Source organism: Agrobacterium sp. 16-2014-1-2a, assembly GCF_053522705.1.
In genome coordinates, this window is the sequence record NZ_JBNWBX010000005.1 from 364,296 (window position 1) to 382,043 (window position 17,748).

Genomic DNA, 17,748 nt, shown 5'->3' on the forward strand with positions numbered 1-17,748 from the left:
ATGAGGAGGAGGGGAACCCGGCCTTGTGCCGGGTTCTTTCGTTTCGTCCCTTGTTTTCATTTTTCCCGATCTGTGGCATCACCGGCGCGGAGAAAAAACATGGCCAGCGCCCCGCTTTACATCAGCAACCGAATTACCATCGCCGGCTGGGAGCTGACGGAGCAATTCGTGCTGGCCGGCGGGCCGGGTGGCCAGAATGTCAACAAGGTCTCGACGGCGGTTCAGCTGTTTTTCGACATCGCCAATTCTCCCTCCCTGCCGGACCGGGTGAAGGCGAATGCGCTGCGTCTGGGCGGGCGGCGTGTTTCGAAAGAAGGCGTGCTCATGATCGAGGCGAGCCGGTTTCGAAGCCAGGAGCGCAATCGCGAAGACGCGCGTGAACGGCTGAAGGAACTGATTCTTGAAGCGGCAGCGCCGCCGCCGCCGGTGCGCAAGGCTACCAAGCCGACCAAGGGTTCCGTCGAGCGCCGCCTCAAGGCGAAATCCGGCCGGTCGGATGTCAAGAAAATGCGTGGCAAGCCATCAGGCGACTAGGTCGCAGCTGGATGGCAAAATGTTTCGCACTTGTCATAGACCTTCAGATATCGTCTGGTAAATCTCCTACAACCAAGGAGGGTGCTATGGGTCTGTTCAATTTCATCAAGGAAGCGGGAAAGAAGCTTGGTATCGGTGGAGATGATGCGCCCGATGTCGAAGCCGTCAAAAAAGAACTCGCTTCCCACGATCTCGGCACCGACAAGGTTCAGGTCGAGGTGGTGAACGATAAGGTCGTTCTGAAGGGCGAAGTGGCCGACCAGTCGATTTTCGAAAAAGCGGTCATCGCCGTTGGCAATACGCTCGGCATTTCCAAGGTCGAGGCCGGCGAACTGACGGTGGCAGAAGCGCCGGCGAAGGAACCCGTTTTCTACACGGTCAAGAAGGGCGATAATCTCTGGAAGATCGCTGAAGCCCAGTACGGCAAGGCAAATGGTGGCAAGAACAACATCATCTTCGAAGCCAACAAACCGATGCTGACCCATCCCGATAAAATCTATCCCGGTCAGGTTCTGCGCATCCCTGACCTTGCCTAATAACGGATTTTAACCGCTGCGATGGAGATGCCGCTTTTGCGGCATCTTTCACAATTTGCGAAGCGCAACCGTGTCGATCAGGTGGTTTTTGCCCTTGCGCAGGATAAGATCGGCGCGTGGACGCGTGGGCACGATGTTCTGGCGCAGGTTCTTCAGGTTGATGTTCTGCCAGAGGCCCTCGGCAATGCTGAGCGCCGCCTCTTCGCTGATCGACGCATAGCGATTGAAGAATGAATTCGGGTCTCGGAAGGCGGTTTGCCGCAGATTCATGAACCGGTTCACATACCAGTTGTGAATGAAGTCCTCATCCGCATCGATGTAGATCGAGAAATCGAAGAAGTCGGAAACGATCGGCACGATCCGCCCGCCCGCCGGCAGGTCGCGTGATTGCAGCACGTTGATGCCTTCGAAGATGAGGATATCCGGCTGGTCGATGACAGTGAATTCGTTCGGCAGCACGTCATAGGTCAGATGCGAGTAGCGTGGCGCCTTCACATTCGGCTGGCCTGCCTTGATCGCCGAGAGGAAACGCAGCAGCGCACCGATGTCGTAGCTTTCCGGAAAGCCCTTGCGCTCCATCAGGCTTTCGCGCCGCAGCACCTCGTTCGGGTAAAGAAACCCGTCGGTGGTGATGAGATCGACCTTCGGACTGGAAGGCCAGCGGGCCAGAAGCTCCTTCAAAATACGCGCCGTTGTCGATTTTCCAACCGCCACCGACCCGGCAATGCCGATGACGAAGGGCGTCTTGTTGACATCCGCCATGTTCAGGAAGCGGTTGCGCTGTTCGAACAGCAGCTGCGATGCTTCCACATGCGATGACAGCAGGCGCGACAGCGACAGATAGATACGCCGCACTTCGTCCAGATCGATCGGGTCGTCCAGCGAACGCAGTCTTTTGACCTCGTCGGCGGAAAGGGTGAGTGGTGTGTCGGCGCGAAACTTTGCCCATTCTTCCGAGCTGAAGAAGTGATAGGGCGAATATTCATCCGGGCGGAAATGATCGAGTGTGCTCGGCATGCCTCTCTCCCCGCTGCCTGCCTTGACATTCATGATGTCGGCCTCGCTGCCTTTTCCGCAAGTCCGGTCTGTCCGGTCCGGCGCTCCAGCTCGGCAAACACGTCGGCAAGGGGAATGTCGGCGATCTTCAACACCACCAGCAGGTGATAAAGCAGATCGGCGGCTTCGTTTTTCAGCCCGTCGCGGTCTTTCGCGATGGCGGCGATCACGGCCTCAACAGCCTCTTCGCCCAGTTTTTTCGCCGCACGTTCCTGGCCCGCCGCAACAAGTTTGGCCGTCCAGGATTCATCGGGAGAGGCGGCGGCGCGTGTCGCGACGATGCGTTCCAGATCGGAAAGGGAAAATGCGCTCATGGAAAGGTTCCTGCAATCAGTCGAGACGCATGGCGATGCCATGCTCGGCCATGTAGCTCTTGGCTTGCCCGATCGAATAGGTGCCGAAGTGGAAGATGGAAGCGGCAAGCACCGCGGTCGCATGGCCATCGCGAACGCCGGCTACCAGATCATCCAGCGTTCCGACGCCACCCGAGGCGATGACGGGCACGCGAACCTGATCGGCAATGCTGCGTGTCAGGCCGATATCGTATCCGCTTTTGGTGCCATCGCGGTCCATCGAGGTGACGAGCAATTCGCCGGCACCGCGTTCGACCATCTTGATGGCAAATTCCACGGCGTCGATTCCGGTTGGCTGACGTCCGCCATGCGTGAAGATCTCCCAGCGGCCGTCTTCCCCATCCTTCGAAACCCGCTTGGCGTCGATGGAGACGACGATACACTGGTTGCCGAATTTGTCGGCAGCCTGCGCGACGAAATCAGGATCTTTCACCGCTGCGGAATTGATGGAGACCTTGTCTGCACCGCAGAGAAGCAGCTTGCGGATGTCAGCCACGGCGCGGACGCCGCCGCCCACGGTCAGCGGCATGAAGCAATGGTCGGCCGTGCGCGATACCACGTCGAAAATCGTGTCGCGATTGTCGGACGAGGCGGTGATGTCGAGAAAGCAGAGTTCGTCCGCTCCCGCCGCATCATAGGCCTTCGCCGCCTCGACTGGGTCGCCGGCGTCGATAAGATCGACGAAGTTCACACCCTTGACGACTCGGCCGTCTTTTACATCGAGGCAGGGAATAACGCGGGCTTTGAGGGTCATGCGCTTACCTCCTTGGCAGCCTTGATGAGGGCGAGCGCCTCGGCAGGATCGATGCGCCCGTCATAAAGCGCGCGGCCTGAAATTGCGCCCTCTAGCTTTGCGGCATCCGGCTGCAACATGCGCTTGATGTCTTCGATGGAAGCAAGGCCGCCGGAGGCGATGACGGGGATCGACACGGCATCTGCCAGTTCGAGTGTCGAGGCCCAGTTGATGCCAGCCAGAATGCCGTCGCGATCGATATCGGTGTAGATGATGGCGGCAACGCCGGCACCTTCGAAACGTTTGGCAAGTTCGAAGACGCCGAGTTCTGAGGCTTCCGCCCAGCCCTCAACAGCAACCTTGCCGCCTTTAGCGTCGATGCCGACAGCGACCTGACCGGGGAAACGCTTGCAGGCTTCGATAACCAGAACGGGATCGCGTACCGCCACGGTGCCGAGAATGACGCGGGCAAGCCCACGGCTGAGCCACGCCTCAATATGATCGAGAGTGCGGATGCCGCCGCCAAGCTGCACCGGGTTTGTCGTGGCCTTGAGAATGGCATCGACCGCTTCGCCATTCACCGTCTGGCCAGCGAAGGCGCCGTTAAGATCGACGACATGCAGCCACTCGAAGCCTTGGTCCTCGAAGGACTTCGCCTGTGCGCCGGGGTCCGTATTGTAAACGGTTGCCTGCTCCATATCGCCGAGTTTCAGGCGAACGCACTGGCCGTCTTTAAGATCGATTGCGGGAAAAAGAATCATGTCAGGGCTTCCAGCGCAGGAAATTGGAAATCAGGGCGAGGCCGAGCGTCTGGCTTTTTTCCGGGTGGAACTGCGCGCCAGCCATATTGTCGCGACCAACGAAAGCCGTCATTGCGCCACCGTAATTGGTGGTGGCGATGACATCCGCCGGATGTTTCGCCGCCAGATGATAGGAATGCACGAAATAGGCATGCAAGCCGTCAGCGCCGGTCCTGATACCGTCGAACAGGGGATGCTGATGCCGGATTTCCAGCGTATTCCAGCCAATCTGCGGGATTTTAAGCGTCGGATCGGAGGGCGTCATTTCAATGACATCGCCTTCGATCCAGCCAAGCCCCGTGCTGACAGTCTTTTCTAGACCACGCGAAGACATCAGCTGCATTCCGACGCAGATGCCGAGGAAGGGATGAGCTTTTTTCTCGACGGCTTCGATAAGCGCCTCATGCATGCCGGGCACAGCTTCGAGACCGGCGCGGCAATCGGCATAGGCGCCGACGCCTGGCAGGACGATGCGGTCCGCAGATGCGACGTGATCCGGCTTATCGGTCAGGTCAATGGTTGCATTGATGCCGGCTTCGCGGGCGGCGCGCTCGAAAGCCTTGGTGGCCGAACGCAGGTTGCCAGAACCGTAGTCGATGATCGCGACGCGCATGTCAGCGCCTTCCATTCAAGTCGAAAAGAAACGATCCGGAGGGATCGTTGACGAAGTTTTTATCACCGCTCTTCTGCGGCGAGGGGGTCCATACCGGCTGCGACAGCTGTCCCGACGGCTCGGTATTTTCGGAAAGATCGGAGAAATATATCTCTTCGGCACTCGAAAGATCAGGGGCGGAAATGACCGAAGTCATCCTCCAGCCCTTGCCTATCAGGTGCCGGACGAGAAAATCGCGCCCCTCCAGTGCAGTGATGAGGGCAATGGTGACGCTGCACAAAATGCCCACTGGTTCGAATCCGGGTAACATTGATGCCCAACCGGCCAGAACGAGAACTGCAAATACGACGATCGCGGCCAGCCACAGCCGGTTTACGGCCAGCCACAGCCAGGGCGCAATAAGTGCCAGCCAGACGAAACGGTCTGCTATGAAGCGGGTCGTCTTGTGGTCCCTGTCCGGCCCGTTGGGGGCTTCCAGAACGAGATAGCTTGTCATGGGCTTCCTGACAGCTTTGGCGGTCAGGCCAGCATGCCCTTTGTCGAGGGAACGCGGCCTGCCTGCCGGGGGTCGATCTCGGTTGCCGCGCGAAGAACGCGGGCAACGGCCTTGAAGCATGTTTCGGCGATATGATGGTTGTTGGCGCCGTAATGGTTCAGGATATGCAGCGTGATGCCGGCATTCTGGGCCAGCGCCTGAAAGAATTCGCGCACAAGCTCGGTGTCGAATGTGCCGATCTTCGGCGCGGAGAAGTTGACATTCCACACAAGGAAGGGACGGCCGGAAATATCCACGGCAGCCTTGGTCATCGTCTCATCCATGGCAAGATCGAGCGAGGCGTAGCGGGTAATGCCGCGCCTGTCACCCAACGCCTTCGCGATGGCCTGGCCGATGGCGATGCCGGTATCTTCGACCGTATGGTGATCATCGATATGCAGGTCACCTTGAACCTCGATATCCATGTCGATCAGCGAATGGCGGCTCAGCTGGTCCAGCATATGATCGAAAAATCCCACCCCGGTGGAAATTGTCGACTTGCCGGTGCCGTCGATATCCACGCGCACCGAAACCGAGGTTTCGTTGGTCTTGCGGATGATCTCGCCTTTACGTTCTGCCATCTGTGGCCGCTCCGTGAAAATGTCGCCGTTCCTTATCAGCACGAGACACAAATATCCAGTTGTTCCATCGTCTTGCATGATCTGCGCAAAACAGTGCAGTGCGGGCAGGATTTGCAATCGTGAAAAGCAAACTTACATAGATGCCCAGAAGGGCCGGATGCCGGCCCGTTAACCGCAGGCCCGGTAGGGCAGACAGGTGTTTGATGACAACGATTATTACAGTCAGGAAGGGCGGCAAGGTCGTCATGGCTGGCGATGGTCAGGTAAGTCTTGGCCAGACCGTCATGAAGGGCAATGCCCGCAAGGTTCGTCGCATTGGCAAGGGTGAAGTGATTGCCGGTTTTGCCGGCGCAACGGCGGATGCCTTCACGCTGCTCGACCGTCTCGAAAAGAAACTCGAGCAATATCCCGGTCAGCTCATGCGCGCGGCCGTAGAGCTTGCAAAGGACTGGCGCACGGATAAATATCTGCGCAACCTCGAAGCCATGATGCTGGTGGCCGACAAATCCACGACACTCGCCATCACCGGTAATGGTGACGTGCTGGAACCTGAACATGGCGCGATCGCCATCGGCTCCGGCGGCAACTACGCCTTTGCCGCTGCCCGCGCCATGATGGATACGGACAAGTCGGCAGAGGAGGTGGCGCGCAAGTCGCTCGATATCGCCGCCGATATCTGCGTTTACACCAACCATAACCTCGTCATCGAGACCCTCGACGCCGAGTAAGCATATTTCTCACCCCCATTTCTCACCCAAGGGTCCTGTGGGCCGGGCCAGAATGGCCGGCCGGAACAGGAAAGCCGAGAGGACAGAATGACCACTTTTTCTCCCCGGGAAATTGTCTCGGAACTGGATCGCCACATCATCGGCCAGCATGATGCGAAACGTGCGGTCGCGATTGCGCTGCGCAACCGTTGGCGTCGCCAGCAGCTCGATGAGAGCCTGCGCGACGAGGTGATGCCGAAAAACATCCTGATGATCGGACCGACCGGTGTCGGCAAGACGGAGATTTCGCGCCGTCTCGCCAAGCTTGCCGGCGCGCCCTTCATCAAGGTCGAAGCGACCAAATTTACCGAAGTCGGTTATGTCGGTCGCGATGTCGAGCAGATCATCCGCGATCTGGTCGAGATCGGCATTGGCCTCGTGCGTGAAAAGAAGCGCGCGGAAGTACAGGCCAAGGCGCATCAGAGCGCCGAAGAGCGGGTGCTCGACGCACTGGTCGGATCGACCGCGTCACCCGCGACACGTGAGAGCTTCCGCAAGAAGCTGCGCGATGGCGAGCTGGACGACAAGGAAATCGACATCGAAGTGGCCGACAGCGGTTCGGGCATGCCCGGCTTTGAAATACCCGGCATGCCGGGCGCCAATATCGGCGTTCTCAACCTGTCGGAAATGTTCGGCAAGGCGATGGGCGGACGTACCAAGAAGGTGCGCACCACCGTCTCGAAATCCTATACCGATCTCGTTCGCGACGAATCCGACAAGCTGCTCGATAATGACATGATCCAGCGCGAAGCGGTGAAGTCGGTGGAAAATGACGGCATCGTCTTCCTCGATGAGATCGACAAGATTGCTGCGCGCGATGGCGGCATGGGTGCCGGCGTCTCGCGTGAAGGCGTGCAGCGCGATCTTCTGCCGCTCGTTGAAGGCACGACTGTCTCGACCAAATACGGGCCGGTGAAAACCGACCACGTTCTGTTCATCGCTTCCGGCGCGTTCCATGTGGCAAAGCCGTCCGACCTTCTGCCGGAGCTTCAGGGCCGCCTGCCGATCCGTGTCGAGCTGAAGCCGCTGACGAAAGAGGATTTCCGCCGTATCCTGACCGAGACGGAAGCAAGCCTCATCCGCCAGTACAAGGCGCTGATGGCGACGGAAGAACTCGATCTCGACTTCACGGACGATGCGATCGACGCTCTGGCCGACGTGGCCGTTCATCTCAACTCGTCGGTCGAGAATATCGGTGCGCGCCGCCTGCAGACGGTGATGGAGCGTGTTCTCGACGAGATTTCCTTCAACGCACCGGATCGTGGTGGCTCTGCCGTCAAGATCGATCAGGAATATGTCAAAAAGCACGTCGGCGATCTTGCTGCCGATACGGATTTGTCCCGCTATATTCTCTGAATATCTTGGAGAGCAAAGACACGAGAGTGCGGCCACATTTGCCGCACTCTTTTATTTTACGGCCTTGTCTCGCATTCAGCCCCCTTTTTGTTTATGGGAAAGGCTGCATTCCGGTTGGAACCGCTTTATGGAATGGTCCGGTTTTCTCTTGGTTCGGGAGAGGTCGGCTTGAGAAAAGGCATTCGCTCGTGCGCAAAACTCTTCTGGCATTTGCCGCCGCTTTGACGTTCACCGTCGTCTCGTCTTCTTATGCCGAGGCCGCGACGGTCGTCCCGCCTGGCAATCGCAATGCCGAACAGCCGGGCATTCCGGGGGCTTCCGCACGTCGAACCAAGGGTTCCAATACGTCTTTCGAGCGTAAATACCAGAAGGTGATCGACCTCCTGTCTTCCGACAAGGCACTGATCGGCAAGATCAAGTCTACCGCCGGGCGCTACGGTATCGATCCGATCCACATGATCGGGGCGATTGTCGGCGAGCATACCTATAACGTCGACGCCTATGACCGCCTGCAATCCTACTACGTCAAGGCCGCCTCCTATGCCGGCAGCAGCTTCCGTTTCGGCTACAAGGACGAAACCATCGCGCAGTTTCTGACGCATTCGCAATTCGCCAGGTGCCAGTCGAAAAAGGATTCCTATAGCCTTTGGAACTGTCGGGAAGACGTCTGGGACGACAGCTTCCGCGGCAAGACGGTAGATGGCGTTGCCTATCCGAACAATCGTTTCAGCGCTGTATTTTTCCAGCCCTTTTATGCCGGACAGACCTTCGGTCTCGGCCAGATCAATCCGCTCACGGCATTGATGTTGTCCGACATGGTGTCGAAAACCTCAGGTTATGAGAAGCTCGACGAAAACGATGCGACCGCCGTTTATACCGCCATCATGGACCCGGATCGCTCGCTCGCCTTTATGGCAGCTTCCATCCGCAAATCGATCGACGACTACAGGTCGATTGCCGACATGGATGTTTCCAAAAATCCTGGTGTAACGTCCACGCTTTATAATGTCGGCGGATCCGCGCAGCGCGCTGCCGCTCTCGCCCAGAAAAATCGTCAGCGCGCCGCAGGGGGGGAACAGCCGCTTTTGCCGGAAGAAAACTATTACGGCTGGCTGGTGAACGATCGCATCAAGGATTTGCAGGCGCTTTTGTAGAAAAAGACGATTATCGTCGGCATTCTTTCCAAAACGGAAATAATATTTGGTTGCCTCTCGCAATTGACGAGCGCCTGCCTCAGCGTCCAATCTGCGCCCTTGAGATAAAGAGGAGGCGCATGTGAGCCGCACCAATAAATTCGGTCTTTCCATTGATGACAGGCTTTATGCTTTTTTGACGGATGACGTTCTGCCGGGCACGGGTCTTGATGCAGAAACCTTCCTCGAAGGCTTTTCGGCCATCGTCCACGAGCTTTCCCCCAAGAATCGTGAATTGCTCGCAAAGCGCGACGCCTTGCAGGAAAAACTGGATGGCTGGTACCGGCAGAATGGCGCCCCGACGGATTTTGATGTCTATGAGGGCTTCCTGAAGGAAATCGGCTATCTGCTGCCGGAAGGACCCGGCTTCAAGGTCGAAACCAGCAACGTCGATTCGGAAATTGCCGCTGTCGCAGGCCCGCAGCTTGTCGTGCCGGTCATGAATGCCCGTTATGCGCTGAACGCCGCCAATGCCCGCTGGGGTTCGCTTTACGATGCGCTTTACGGCACGGATGCCATTTCTGACGCCGATGGTGCGGAAAAGGGCAGGGGCTATAATCCGAAACGCGGCGAAAAGGTCATTGCCTGGGCGCGGAACTTCCTCAACGAATCAGCTCCGCTCGAAACGGCAGGCTGGTCGGATGTGACCGGCTTCAAGATCGTTGACGGCCTCTTGCAGCTTGCAATCGGTGACAGCAAAACGGGCCTGAAAGATGCCGAGCAATTCAAGGGCTTTACCGGCGATGCGGAAAAGCCGGCAACGATCCTGCTTGGCAAGAATGGTCTTCACACCGAGATCGTCATCGATCCCTCGACGGAAATCGGCAAGGGTGACAAGGCGGGCATCTCGGATGTCATTCTCGAATCGGCACTGACAACCATCATGGACTGCGAGGATTCCGTTGCCGCTGTTGATGCCGAGGACAAGGTGCTGGTTTATGGCAACTGGCTTGGCCTGATGCGCGGCGACCTGACGGAGAAGGTTTCCAAGGGTGGTAACACCTTCACGCGTAGTCTCAACCCGGATCGTTATTACACCGCCCCCGATGGTGGAGCACTTACTCTGCCGGGGCGTTCCCTGATGCTGGTGCGTAATGTCGGTCACCTCATGACCAATCCGGCGATCCTCGACAAGGATGGCCGCGAGGTGCCGGAAGGTATCATGGACGCCGTCGTCACAGCGCTGATTGCGCTTTACGATGTCGGCCCCTCCGGCCGTCGCCAGAATTCCCGTGCCGGTTCCATGTATGTCGTCAAGCCGAAGATGCACGGGCCGGAGGAAGTCGCCTTCGCCAACGAGATTTTCACGCGGGCCGAAAAGCTTGTCGGCATGGCGCCGAACACCATGAAAATGGGCATCATGGACGAGGAACGCCACACCACGGTCAACCTCAAGGAAAGCATTCGCGCGGCAAAAGACCGGGTCGTCTTCATCAATACCGGCTTCCTCGACCGCACGGGCGACGAAATTCATACCTCGATGGAAGCGGGTCCGATGATCCGCAAGGGCGATATGAAACAGGCGGCCTGGATTGCGGCTTACGAGAACTGGAACGTCGATATCGGTCTGGAATGCGGCCTTTCCGGCCATGCGCAGATCGGTAAGGGCATGTGGGCCATGCCTGACCTGATGGCCGCCATGCTGGAGCAGAAGATCGCGCATCCAAAGGCAGGCGCCAACACCGCCTGGGTACCTTCACCCACGGCTGCGACGCTGCATGCCACGCATTATCACAAGGTCGATGTCGCAGCCGTTCAGGACGACCTGAAAAGCCGGGGCCGGGCAAAACTCTCCGATATTCTATCGGTGCCGGTCGTGCCGCGTCCCAATTGGACGCCCGAGGAAATCCAGCGCGAACTCGACAACAACGCGCAGGGTATTCTGGGATATGTCGTGCGCTGGGTCGATCAGGGCGTCGGCTGCTCCAAGGTGCCTGACATCAACAATGTCGGACTGATGGAGGACCGCGCCACGCTGCGCATCTCCGCGCAGCATATGGCCAACTGGCTGCGCCATGGCGTGGTTACGCAAGAGCAGATCGTTGAGACCATGAAACGTATGGCCGCCGTGGTCGATAACCAAAATGCCGGAGATCCGGCCTATCTGCCGATGGCGTCCAACTTTGAAGGATCGGTCGCTTTTCAGGCCGCCGTCGAACTTGTGCTGAAAGGCCGGGAGCAGCCTAACGGTTATACGGAACCGGTTCTGCACCGCCGTCGCCTCGAACTGAAGGCGAAGCAGGCAGCTTGAGGCCGACAGGCACTCCAGAGCACGTCTTGTCTGAACGGAATGTTCGACGTGCTCTACCTTAAAACCGCTATGCACTTTTACTGGGAATGCTCCAGAAACAAAAAAGCCGCCGGGAATTCCACGGCGGCTTTTTCTTTGTCTGTTATCTGATCTTACTGGATCACGACAACCTTGGTGCTGCGACCGGGACGGACGCGGCTGTAGAGGTCGATGACGTCCTGGTTGATCATGCGGATGCAGCCGGAAGAGGCGGCGGTGCCGATCGATGCCCATTCAGGCGAACCGTGGATACGGAACAGCGTGTCCTGTCCCTTTTCGTTGAAGAGATACATGGCGCGCGCGCCGAGCGGGTTGGAAAGACCCGGACCCATGCCTGCCTCGACATACTTTGCGACTTCCGGCTTGCGGTCAGCCATTTCCTTCGGCGGATGCCACATCGGCCATTCCTGCTTCCAGGCGACATAGGCTTCGCCGGCCCAGGCAAAACCAGCCTTGCCAACGCCGATGCCGTAACGAACTGCGCGGTTGCCGGGCAGGATATAATAAAGGAAACGCTCACGCGTATTGACGATGATCGTGCCCGGCCGTTCGTTATTCTGGAATTCGACGATCTGACGACGGAACTTCTCGTTCACACGATTGATCGGGATGGCGGGCAGCGCATAGCCCGCGTCGGTCACAGGGCCGTAAACATCGTTGAAGATCTGGACGGTTTCGACCTTTGCCGGAACCGGGTTAGCGACCGGCACTGACGCCGCTACCTGGCCGGATGATTGGGATGTGGTTTCGGCGCAGCCGGCCAGAGCCAGTGCTGCCGTCAGACCGAGTGCAGTCAATGAGGTACGGATGCGCATATCGTTCTCGCGGAAAATTCGCCAAATTGTGCGAAGGAGTAGGCTTAATTGGATAAATCGGTTATTTTCCATTAAGCCGTTCTTGGCAAGCCGATACGCTGCTGCAGGACGAATGTGACTTTAAAATTGCCGGTTGATTGCCTTTTTGCAACAATAGGCCAAACGCCTCAGTAGCCTTTATCCATGACTATTCTTTCGCTTACCAACAATAATCCGTTAATCGACGGTCGCCAGTCGGACAAGGCGATGCTGGTGCGCCGCGGCGTTCAGGTGCTTTTGCACGAGATGCGACATTCGGTTTTGCCGGAACTGCCGCTTGCAAGCGGACGACGGGCCGATCTCATCAGCCTTTCGGCAAAGGGTGAAATCTGGATTATCGAAATCAAATCCTCGATCGAGGACTTCCGCGTCGATCGCAAATGGCCGGAATACCGCCTGCATTGCGACCGGCTTTTTTTTGCCACCCATCCGGAAGTGCCGGTCGAAATCTTTCCGGAAGAATGTGGGCTTATCCTGTCGGATGGCTATGGCGCCCATATGCTTCGCGATGCGCCGGAGCATAAATTACCGCCCGCAACCCGCAAATCGGTGATGCTGGATTTCTCGAGAACCGCTGCAACCCGGCTGATGCTGGCGGAGTGGACGACCGGGCGCAGCTTCGGAGAGTGATGCCCGGTTTCAGACCATATCCAGACGTAAAACCGCTTCTCACTTGTACTGTAAATGCTCTACTTCGGCGCGCGTTTCGCCAGAATGCGCTGCAGCGTTCTCCGGTGCATGTTAAGCCGGCGGGCGGTTTCCGAGACGTTGCGCTCGCACATTTCATAAACGCGCTGAATATGCTCCCAACGAACCCGGTCGGCCGACATCGGGTTTTCGGGCACTTCAGTCTTTTCACCCTTGCGCTGCGTCAGCGCATTGAAGACATCGTCCGCATCGGCCGGTTTGGCAAGATAATCCAGCGCCCCAAGCTTCACGGCGGTAACGGCGGTTGCGATATTGCCGTAGCCCGTCAGGACGACAATCTGCGTATCGTCCCGGTACTGCCGGATGGCTTCGATGACCTCGAGACCATTGCCATCCGTAAGCCGCAAATCAACGACCGCATATTTGGGCGGCGCAGCCTTGGAACGGGCAATGCCTTCGCTGACCGTCTCGGCGGTATCGACGATAAATCCGCGTGTTTCCATGGCCCGGGCAAGCCGGCGCAGGAAGGGACCGTCGTCATCGACGATCAGCAGCGATCTGTCAGCTCCGATCGGGTCGTCGTCATCCGTTGTCGCGCTGATGGGGGTCTGGTCTTCTGTCGTCATGTCTCAGGCCTTTCGGCAACTTAGTCGGCTTTTTCTTCTTATCGCCGCTTCCACGTGGATGGTAAAGTCAACGGTCTCTTTTATCGTCCATAAGCGCTCGAGGCCAGACGATTGTGACCCGCGCTCCTGTTCCGCTCAAACCGCGATTTTCGAAGGTAACGGTTGCGCCGGAGCGTTCCAGCAATGTCTTTGCAATGAAAAGCCCGAGTCCCAGCCCTCCCGCCCGGGTATCGTTGTGACGTTCGGTCACATAGGGTTCACCAATGCGGGCAAGCACGTCATGGGCATAACCCGGTCCATCATCCTCAATGGTGACGGCGACATTCTGCGAATCGTACTCCACGGTCACGGTCACTTTTTCCCGCGCATAGTCCACGCCGTTTTCGATGAGATTGCCCAGCCCGTAAATAACGCCGGCATTCCGGATGCCAACCGGCTCGTCGATCCGGTTGTTCTTTTCGACGAGATCGAGACGGATGCCGAATTCCCGGTGCGGCGCCATCACCTCCTCAATCAGCGAGGAGAGCGGCAGGCGGCGCATATGCTCCTCATCATCGGTGGAAAGTGATGTAAGGCGGCGCAGAATATCCCGGCATCTTTCGCTCTGGCTGCGCAGCAGCGCTATGTCTTCGCCAAACCTTTCATCATTTCCGAGTTCCCGTTCCATTTCCTTGGCGACGACGCTGATTGTCGCCAGCGGCGTGCCCAACTCGTGTGCCGCAGCGGCGGCCAGACCGTCTAGCTGCGAGAGATGTTTTTCCCGCTCCAGCACCAGTTCGGTCGCAGCCAGCGCATCGGCCAGCTGATTGGCCTCGTGCGAAACTCGATAGGCATAAAAGGCCGCGAAAGAGGTCGTGGCAATGATCGCGACCCAGGTGCCCACATGCAGCAGAAGCTGGATCGGCAGCACCTCACCGGGATACCACGGAACCGGAAACGGCGAAAAAGCGATTGCCGTCGAGCAGATGACGGCAAAGGCGAGCAGAATAAGCGAGTGCCGAAGCGGCTGCGAGGCGAAGGCGATGATGACCTGCACGCAGATCAGCGGTGCGAAAGGATTGGAAAGACCACCGGTGATGTAGATGAGCGCCGTCAATTGCAGCAGGTCGAATGCCAGCAGCAATGTCGCTTCCCAGGGCTCCAGACGATAGGTGGAGGGAAAACGCGCAGTGAGAAACAGGTTGGCAAGCGCGAGTGCACCGATCAAAAGGCTGCAAGCCAGAAGTGGCAGTGGGAAGTTCAAGCCGAAAGCAACAAGCAGGATCGTCGCACTTTGCCCGGCCACCGCCAGCCAGCGCAACCATACGATGGTTTGCAGCCTTATCCTGCGGCTGGCGCGGCCAAGCCTTGTTGTTTCGATCGGATGGCCAGCCACCTTCATCTCCTTTGTGCTTTTCATCGTCATCACGTTCCGCGCGGTTTTGCGCGGCTGGTCGGCAATGCCGATGCCGGGTCCTCAGGCCATGGATGGCGCGGATACCTCCCGCGCATGTCCGCCCGCACATCTTTCCACGATCCTGCCCAGAAACCCGGAAGATCGCGTGTCGTCTGTATCGGCCTGTGCGCCGGCGAGGTCAATTCCAACAGCAGCGGCAACCGCCCCTGCGCGATGGCGGGATGAGCCGTCAGCCCGAAAAGCTCCTGCACACGAATGGAAAGCGTCGGTTCGCTGGCATCGTAACGAATAGGATGCCGCTGGCCCGTCGGCGCTTCGAAATGCGTTGGCGCAAGCCTGCCGAGATCGCGTGCGACCTCATAAGGCACCAGGGCTAAAAGTCCCTCGGAAAGGCTGCCGGGCCGGATATCCTGAAGGCTGCGGGCGCCGTGCTGGAAGGGCACGAACCATTCATCCAGCCGTAAAAGCAATGCAGCATCGCTGACATCCGGCCAGGGGTCGCCGATGCTGGCATTCAGAAAGCCTATCCTGTCGCGCAACTGCTGGGTTTCTTTTGTGAACGGAAGAATTCCGACACCAAATTCCCGAACGCCGTTGGCAAGTGCCTGCGCCGCCTGTTCACCCTCCGGGCGGGGCAGGGGCGTTTCGTCGAGGATGATGGCGCCTAGGCGCGTGACGCGGCGTGCACGCGCCTGACCGCTTGCCTTGTCAAACAGCAGCTGGTCCTGCTGCACAATAAGATGCGGCATCCGCTCTTCTATATCGGTACGCTCGATGCTTGCTGCGGAAAGGATGCGCGGCTGTGCCGCACGCCCCGTAATATCGGCAACCACCAGCATCCTGCTCGCCGCCAGCCGCTCGGTTTCGGCAAGTTCTGCACCCCGGCCGTTCGCCATCACATAACGACCGCGCGCTCCTCGCTGAAGCGCAATCCGGTCCGGATAGGCGTGCAGCAGCAAGGGGCCAGCCTCGCTTGGCTGTTCATTCATAGTCTGCGCATCGCCGATCGCATCTAGAAGTCTAGACGCCAGCTTGCGCGCCGCTTGCGCCCTTTCGCTTCTCTCGGAAAGAAAGCGCCGCAATCTTTCATCGAGATCAATGTTGGTTCCGCCCAGTCCCTGTTCCGTCAGCATGACAGCGAGCATCGCCGCCTTTTTTCCCGCGCCTTCGCTCCCCGCTGCAATTACCATTGCCGCAAGCCGTGGCGGTAGTGAGAGGCTGCGCATCAGGTGGCCGCGTCGTGTGAGCGCGCCGCTTTCATCGAGTGCGCCCAGATTTTTGAGAAGCGCGATCGATTCCTTCAATGCCGCTTCGGGAGGGGCATCCAGAAATGAAAGCGCGGAAGGATCATGAACGCCCCAATGAGCGAGGTCGAGTGCAAAGCCGGAAAGATCACTCGCCAGAATTTGCGGTGGCGTGAAGGCGTTGAGCGCTGCCGTCTGTCCCGGATGCCACAGGCGGATCGCAACGCCGGGTTCCGTTCGTCCGGCTCGGCCCGCCCGCTGGTCGGCGGAGGCGCGCGAAACCCGCACTGTCTCCAGTCTCGTGATTCCCGTTGCCGGTTCGAAAACCGGTAGTCGCTGCAACCCGCTATCAATCACCACACGCACGCCGTCTATGGTGATCGATGTTTCTGCGATCGATGTGGCAAGCACGATCTTGCGCCGTCCGGCCGGTGCCGGCTTGATCGCCGCATCCTGCTCCTTTTGCGAAAGATTGCCGTAAAGCGGGATGATATCTGTATCGTCGGAAAAACGCCCCTCCAGCCGGTTGGCCGTGCGAGTAATTTCTGCCTGCCCCGGAAGGAAGGCAAGAATGGAGCCTGTTTCCGATGCATGAGCTTCGGTAATCGCCTTTGTGACTTTCGCTTCGACAGGCACACCCTGCCAGCGGTCCTCGTAGCGTATGTCGATTGGATATGTGCGGCCGAGGCTCTCAATGACAGGGGCATCGCCCATCAGCGCACTGATGCGTTCCACATCAAGGGTGGCGGACATCACGAGGATGCGCAGATCGTCTCTCAGTCCCTCCTGAACGTCGAGCGCAAGTGCCAGTCCGAAATCGCCATCGAGTGAACGTTCGTGAAACTCGTCGAAAATCACCGTCGAAACGCCGGCAAGTTCCGGGTCGTCCAGAACCATCCGGGCAAAGACACCCTCAGTCACCACTTCAATCCGGGTTCTTGAGGAGATGCGATTGTCGAGCCGCATACGATAGCCGACGGTTTCTCCAACATTCTCCTGAAGAAGATCAGCCATGCGTCCAGCCGCGGCCCGGGCGGCAAGCCGACGTGGTTCGAGAAGAATGATCTTGCCGTCGCCCCGCCATTCCTCACGCAGGAGATGAAGCGGCACCAGCGTTGTTTTGCCCGCACCCGGCGGAGCCGAGAGAACGGCACGCTTTGACCCGTCCAACGCTTGGGCAATCTCGGCCAGAACGTCGCTGACGGGAAGTACGGGCAGATCGATCTTTATATGGGCTGGCGTTCTGGTCATGCAAACAGGCCTGGGGCAATCGGGTTGATGTCTAAGCGTCTCTTCTGCCGTTTCTAAAGCACGGCCCGGTGCTTTGACAGCCGGCGGAGAGGGTTTCGCAAGAGCTCTTCCGGCAAAATTGCGGTTCTTCGCAAGCTATCTGTCGTGAAGGGTGGGAAGGGGTTCCCGCATGTGCCGCCAAAAGGGACGAGGATTCAGTCCTTTCTATGCCTCCTTGGCGCTCCACCTTGAAACTATCTTTTATTTTCATATGTTTAGCAAAAATGTCAGTTTTTTGACGATAGGTGTGTTGACTTGTTTGAGGGTGATCTCTTATAAGTCCGCTCACTGAACGAGGGCGGCGGCGCTGCTGGCGACGAAGTCTTTCGTTCTAAAGAAATCA

At 58.3% G+C, this 17,748-nt stretch carries 18 protein-coding genes; 7 read left to right on the plus strand and 11 right to left on the minus strand.

What is annotated here, in order from left to right; all coding sequences use genetic code 11:
• Window positions 1–99 precede the first annotated feature (99 nt).
• Both arfB and lysM read left to right on the plus strand, forming a co-directional pair.
• Window positions 100–534 (plus strand): alternative ribosome rescue aminoacyl-tRNA hydrolase ArfB, encoded by a 435-nt coding sequence (arfB, locus tag ACQZ45_RS17635; protein ID WP_003516303.1) that lies wholly within the window; start codon window positions 100–102, stop codon window positions 532–534.
• Between the two features lie 86 nt (window positions 535–620).
• Window positions 621–1,070, plus strand: coding sequence for a peptidoglycan-binding protein LysM (gene lysM, locus ACQZ45_RS17640; protein ID WP_003516300.1), 450 nt, complete (start codon window positions 621–623; stop codon window positions 1,068–1,070).
• Window positions 1,071–1,118: 48 nt separating this feature from the next.
• On the opposite strand, the gene coaA is transcribed toward lysM, so the two are convergent.
• From coaA to hisB, 7 genes are read right to left on the minus strand one after another with little or no spacing between them, the layout of a single operon-like run.
• Complete coding sequence (gene coaA / locus ACQZ45_RS17645; RefSeq protein ID WP_448742387.1) at window positions 1,119–2,120, minus strand: type I pantothenate kinase; 1,002 nt, start codon at window positions 2,118–2,120, stop codon at window positions 1,119–1,121.
• On the minus strand, window positions 2,117–2,440 hold the full coding sequence (locus ACQZ45_RS17650; protein WP_003516295.1) for a phosphoribosyl-ATP diphosphatase: 324 nt from the start codon (window positions 2,438–2,440) through the stop codon (window positions 2,117–2,119). The genes coaA and ACQZ45_RS17650 overlap by 4 nt, the downstream gene beginning before the upstream one ends.
• A gap of 16 nt (window positions 2,441–2,456) precedes the next feature.
• A complete protein-coding gene (hisF, locus tag ACQZ45_RS17655) occupies window positions 2,457–3,233 on the minus strand; it encodes an imidazole glycerol phosphate synthase subunit HisF (protein WP_003516294.1) in 777 nt (258 codons plus the stop codon).
• Entirely contained in the window at window positions 3,230–3,973 is a 744-nt protein-coding gene (gene hisA, locus ACQZ45_RS17660; protein ID WP_113291801.1) for a 1-(5-phosphoribosyl)-5-[(5-phosphoribosylamino)methylideneamino]imidazole-4-carboxamide isomerase, read from the minus strand. Before hisA ends, hisF begins: the two co-directional genes overlap by 4 nt.
• Window position 3,974: 1 nt before the next feature.
• Window positions 3,975–4,625 (minus strand): imidazole glycerol phosphate synthase subunit HisH, encoded by a 651-nt coding sequence (gene hisH, locus ACQZ45_RS17665; protein WP_003516289.1) that lies wholly within the window; start codon window positions 4,623–4,625, stop codon window positions 3,975–3,977.
• 1 nt (window position 4,626) lies between these two features.
• The gene (locus ACQZ45_RS17670; RefSeq protein WP_003516287.1) at window positions 4,627–5,121 is read right to left on the minus strand and encodes a DUF2628 domain-containing protein; all 495 of its coding nucleotides are present in this window, start codon (window positions 5,119–5,121) and stop codon (window positions 4,627–4,629) included.
• 23 nt (window positions 5,122–5,144) lie between these two features.
• Window positions 5,145–5,741 (minus strand): imidazoleglycerol-phosphate dehydratase HisB, encoded by a 597-nt coding sequence (hisB, locus tag ACQZ45_RS17675; RefSeq protein WP_003516285.1) that lies wholly within the window; start codon window positions 5,739–5,741, stop codon window positions 5,145–5,147.
• 203 nt (window positions 5,742–5,944) lie between these two features.
• Here hisB and hslV point away from each other — a divergent pair, with 203 nt between their 5' ends.
• The 4 genes from hslV to ACQZ45_RS17695 all read left to right on the plus strand — a co-directional run bounded on the left by hslV (window position 5,945) and on the right by ACQZ45_RS17695 (window position 11,308).
• Window positions 5,945–6,469: an ATP-dependent protease subunit HslV gene (gene hslV / locus ACQZ45_RS17680; protein WP_003516283.1), complete on the plus strand. Its 525-nt coding sequence runs from the start codon at window positions 5,945–5,947 to the stop codon at window positions 6,467–6,469.
• 87 nt (window positions 6,470–6,556) lie between these two features.
• Window positions 6,557–7,864, plus strand: a complete 1,308-nt coding sequence (gene hslU, locus ACQZ45_RS17685) for an ATP-dependent protease ATPase subunit HslU (RefSeq protein WP_003516274.1) — start codon at window positions 6,557–6,559, stop codon at window positions 7,862–7,864.
• Between the two features lie 188 nt (window positions 7,865–8,052).
• Entirely contained in the window at window positions 8,053–9,018 is a 966-nt protein-coding gene (locus ACQZ45_RS17690) for a DUF1402 family protein (RefSeq protein ID WP_003516272.1), read from the plus strand.
• Window positions 9,019–9,139: 121 nt separating this feature from the next.
• Window positions 9,140–11,308 (plus strand): malate synthase G, encoded by a 2,169-nt coding sequence (locus tag ACQZ45_RS17695; RefSeq protein WP_448742388.1) that lies wholly within the window; start codon window positions 9,140–9,142, stop codon window positions 11,306–11,308.
• Between the two features lie 152 nt (window positions 11,309–11,460).
• Here ACQZ45_RS17695 and ACQZ45_RS17700 read toward each other — a convergent pair whose 3' ends face one another.
• Window positions 11,461–12,162, minus strand: a complete 702-nt coding sequence (locus tag ACQZ45_RS17700; RefSeq protein ID WP_003516268.1) for a L,D-transpeptidase — start codon at window positions 12,160–12,162, stop codon at window positions 11,461–11,463.
• Window positions 12,163–12,345: 183 nt separating this feature from the next.
• Here ACQZ45_RS17700 and ACQZ45_RS17705 point away from each other — a divergent pair, with 183 nt between their 5' ends.
• The gene (locus tag ACQZ45_RS17705) at window positions 12,346–12,831 is read left to right on the plus strand and encodes an MmcB family DNA repair protein (RefSeq protein WP_013635204.1); all 486 of its coding nucleotides are present in this window, start codon (window positions 12,346–12,348) and stop codon (window positions 12,829–12,831) included.
• Window positions 12,832–12,890: 59 nt separating this feature from the next.
• Here ACQZ45_RS17705 and ACQZ45_RS17710 read toward each other — a convergent pair whose 3' ends face one another.
• The 3 genes from ACQZ45_RS17710 to hrpB all read right to left on the minus strand — a co-directional run bounded on the left by ACQZ45_RS17710 (window position 12,891) and on the right by hrpB (window position 17,366).
• Window positions 12,891–13,475: an ActR/PrrA/RegA family redox response regulator transcription factor gene (locus tag ACQZ45_RS17710; protein WP_003516258.1), complete on the minus strand. Its 585-nt coding sequence runs from the start codon at window positions 13,473–13,475 to the stop codon at window positions 12,891–12,893.
• Window positions 13,476–13,542: 67 nt separating this feature from the next.
• Complete coding sequence (locus ACQZ45_RS17715) at window positions 13,543–14,850, minus strand: ActS/PrrB/RegB family redox-sensitive histidine kinase (protein WP_080581007.1); 1,308 nt, start codon at window positions 14,848–14,850, stop codon at window positions 13,543–13,545.
• A 29-nt stretch (window positions 14,851–14,879) separates the two neighbouring features.
• The gene (hrpB, locus tag ACQZ45_RS17720) at window positions 14,880–17,366 is read right to left on the minus strand and encodes an ATP-dependent helicase HrpB (protein ID WP_113291799.1); all 2,487 of its coding nucleotides are present in this window, start codon (window positions 17,364–17,366) and stop codon (window positions 14,880–14,882) included.
• Between the last annotated feature and the right edge of the window lie 382 nt (window positions 17,367–17,748).

Bases quoted from the DNA above. Each gene is read 5' to 3' on its own strand.
- arfB (WP_003516303.1), top strand. From the start codon at position 100: ATGGCCAGCGCCCCGCTTTACATCAGCAACCGAATTACCATCGCCGGC.
- lysM (WP_003516300.1), top strand. From the start codon at position 621: ATGGGTCTGTTCAATTTCATCAAGGAAGCGGGAAAGAAGCTTGGTATC.
- coaA (WP_448742387.1), bottom strand. From the start codon at position 2,120: ATGAATGTCAAGGCAGGCAGCGGGGAGAGAGGCATGCCGAGCACACTC.
- ACQZ45_RS17650 (WP_003516295.1), bottom strand. From the start codon at position 2,440: ATGAGCGCATTTTCCCTTTCCGATCTGGAACGCATCGTCGCGACACGC.
- hisF (WP_003516294.1), bottom strand. From the start codon at position 3,233: ATGACCCTCAAAGCCCGCGTTATTCCCTGCCTCGATGTAAAAGACGGC.
- hisA (WP_113291801.1), bottom strand. From the start codon at position 3,973: ATGATTCTTTTTCCCGCAATCGATCTTAAAGACGGCCAGTGCGTTCGC.
- hisH (WP_003516289.1), bottom strand. From the start codon at position 4,625: ATGCGCGTCGCGATCATCGACTACGGTTCTGGCAACCTGCGTTCGGCC.
- ACQZ45_RS17670 (WP_003516287.1), bottom strand. From the start codon at position 5,121: ATGACAAGCTATCTCGTTCTGGAAGCCCCCAACGGGCCGGACAGGGAC.
- hisB (WP_003516285.1), bottom strand. From the start codon at position 5,741: ATGGCAGAACGTAAAGGCGAGATCATCCGCAAGACCAACGAAACCTCG.
- hslV (WP_003516283.1), top strand. From the start codon at position 5,945: ATGACAACGATTATTACAGTCAGGAAGGGCGGCAAGGTCGTCATGGCT.
- hslU (WP_003516274.1), top strand. From the start codon at position 6,557: ATGACCACTTTTTCTCCCCGGGAAATTGTCTCGGAACTGGATCGCCAC.
- ACQZ45_RS17700 (WP_003516268.1), bottom strand. From the start codon at position 12,162: ATGCGCATCCGTACCTCATTGACTGCACTCGGTCTGACGGCAGCACTG.
- ACQZ45_RS17705 (WP_013635204.1), top strand. From the start codon at position 12,346: ATGACTATTCTTTCGCTTACCAACAATAATCCGTTAATCGACGGTCGC.
- ACQZ45_RS17710 (WP_003516258.1), bottom strand. From the start codon at position 13,475: ATGACGACAGAAGACCAGACCCCCATCAGCGCGACAACGGATGACGAC.
- hrpB (WP_113291799.1), bottom strand. From the start codon at position 17,366: ATGACCAGAACGCCAGCCCATATAAAGATCGATCTGCCCGTACTTCCC.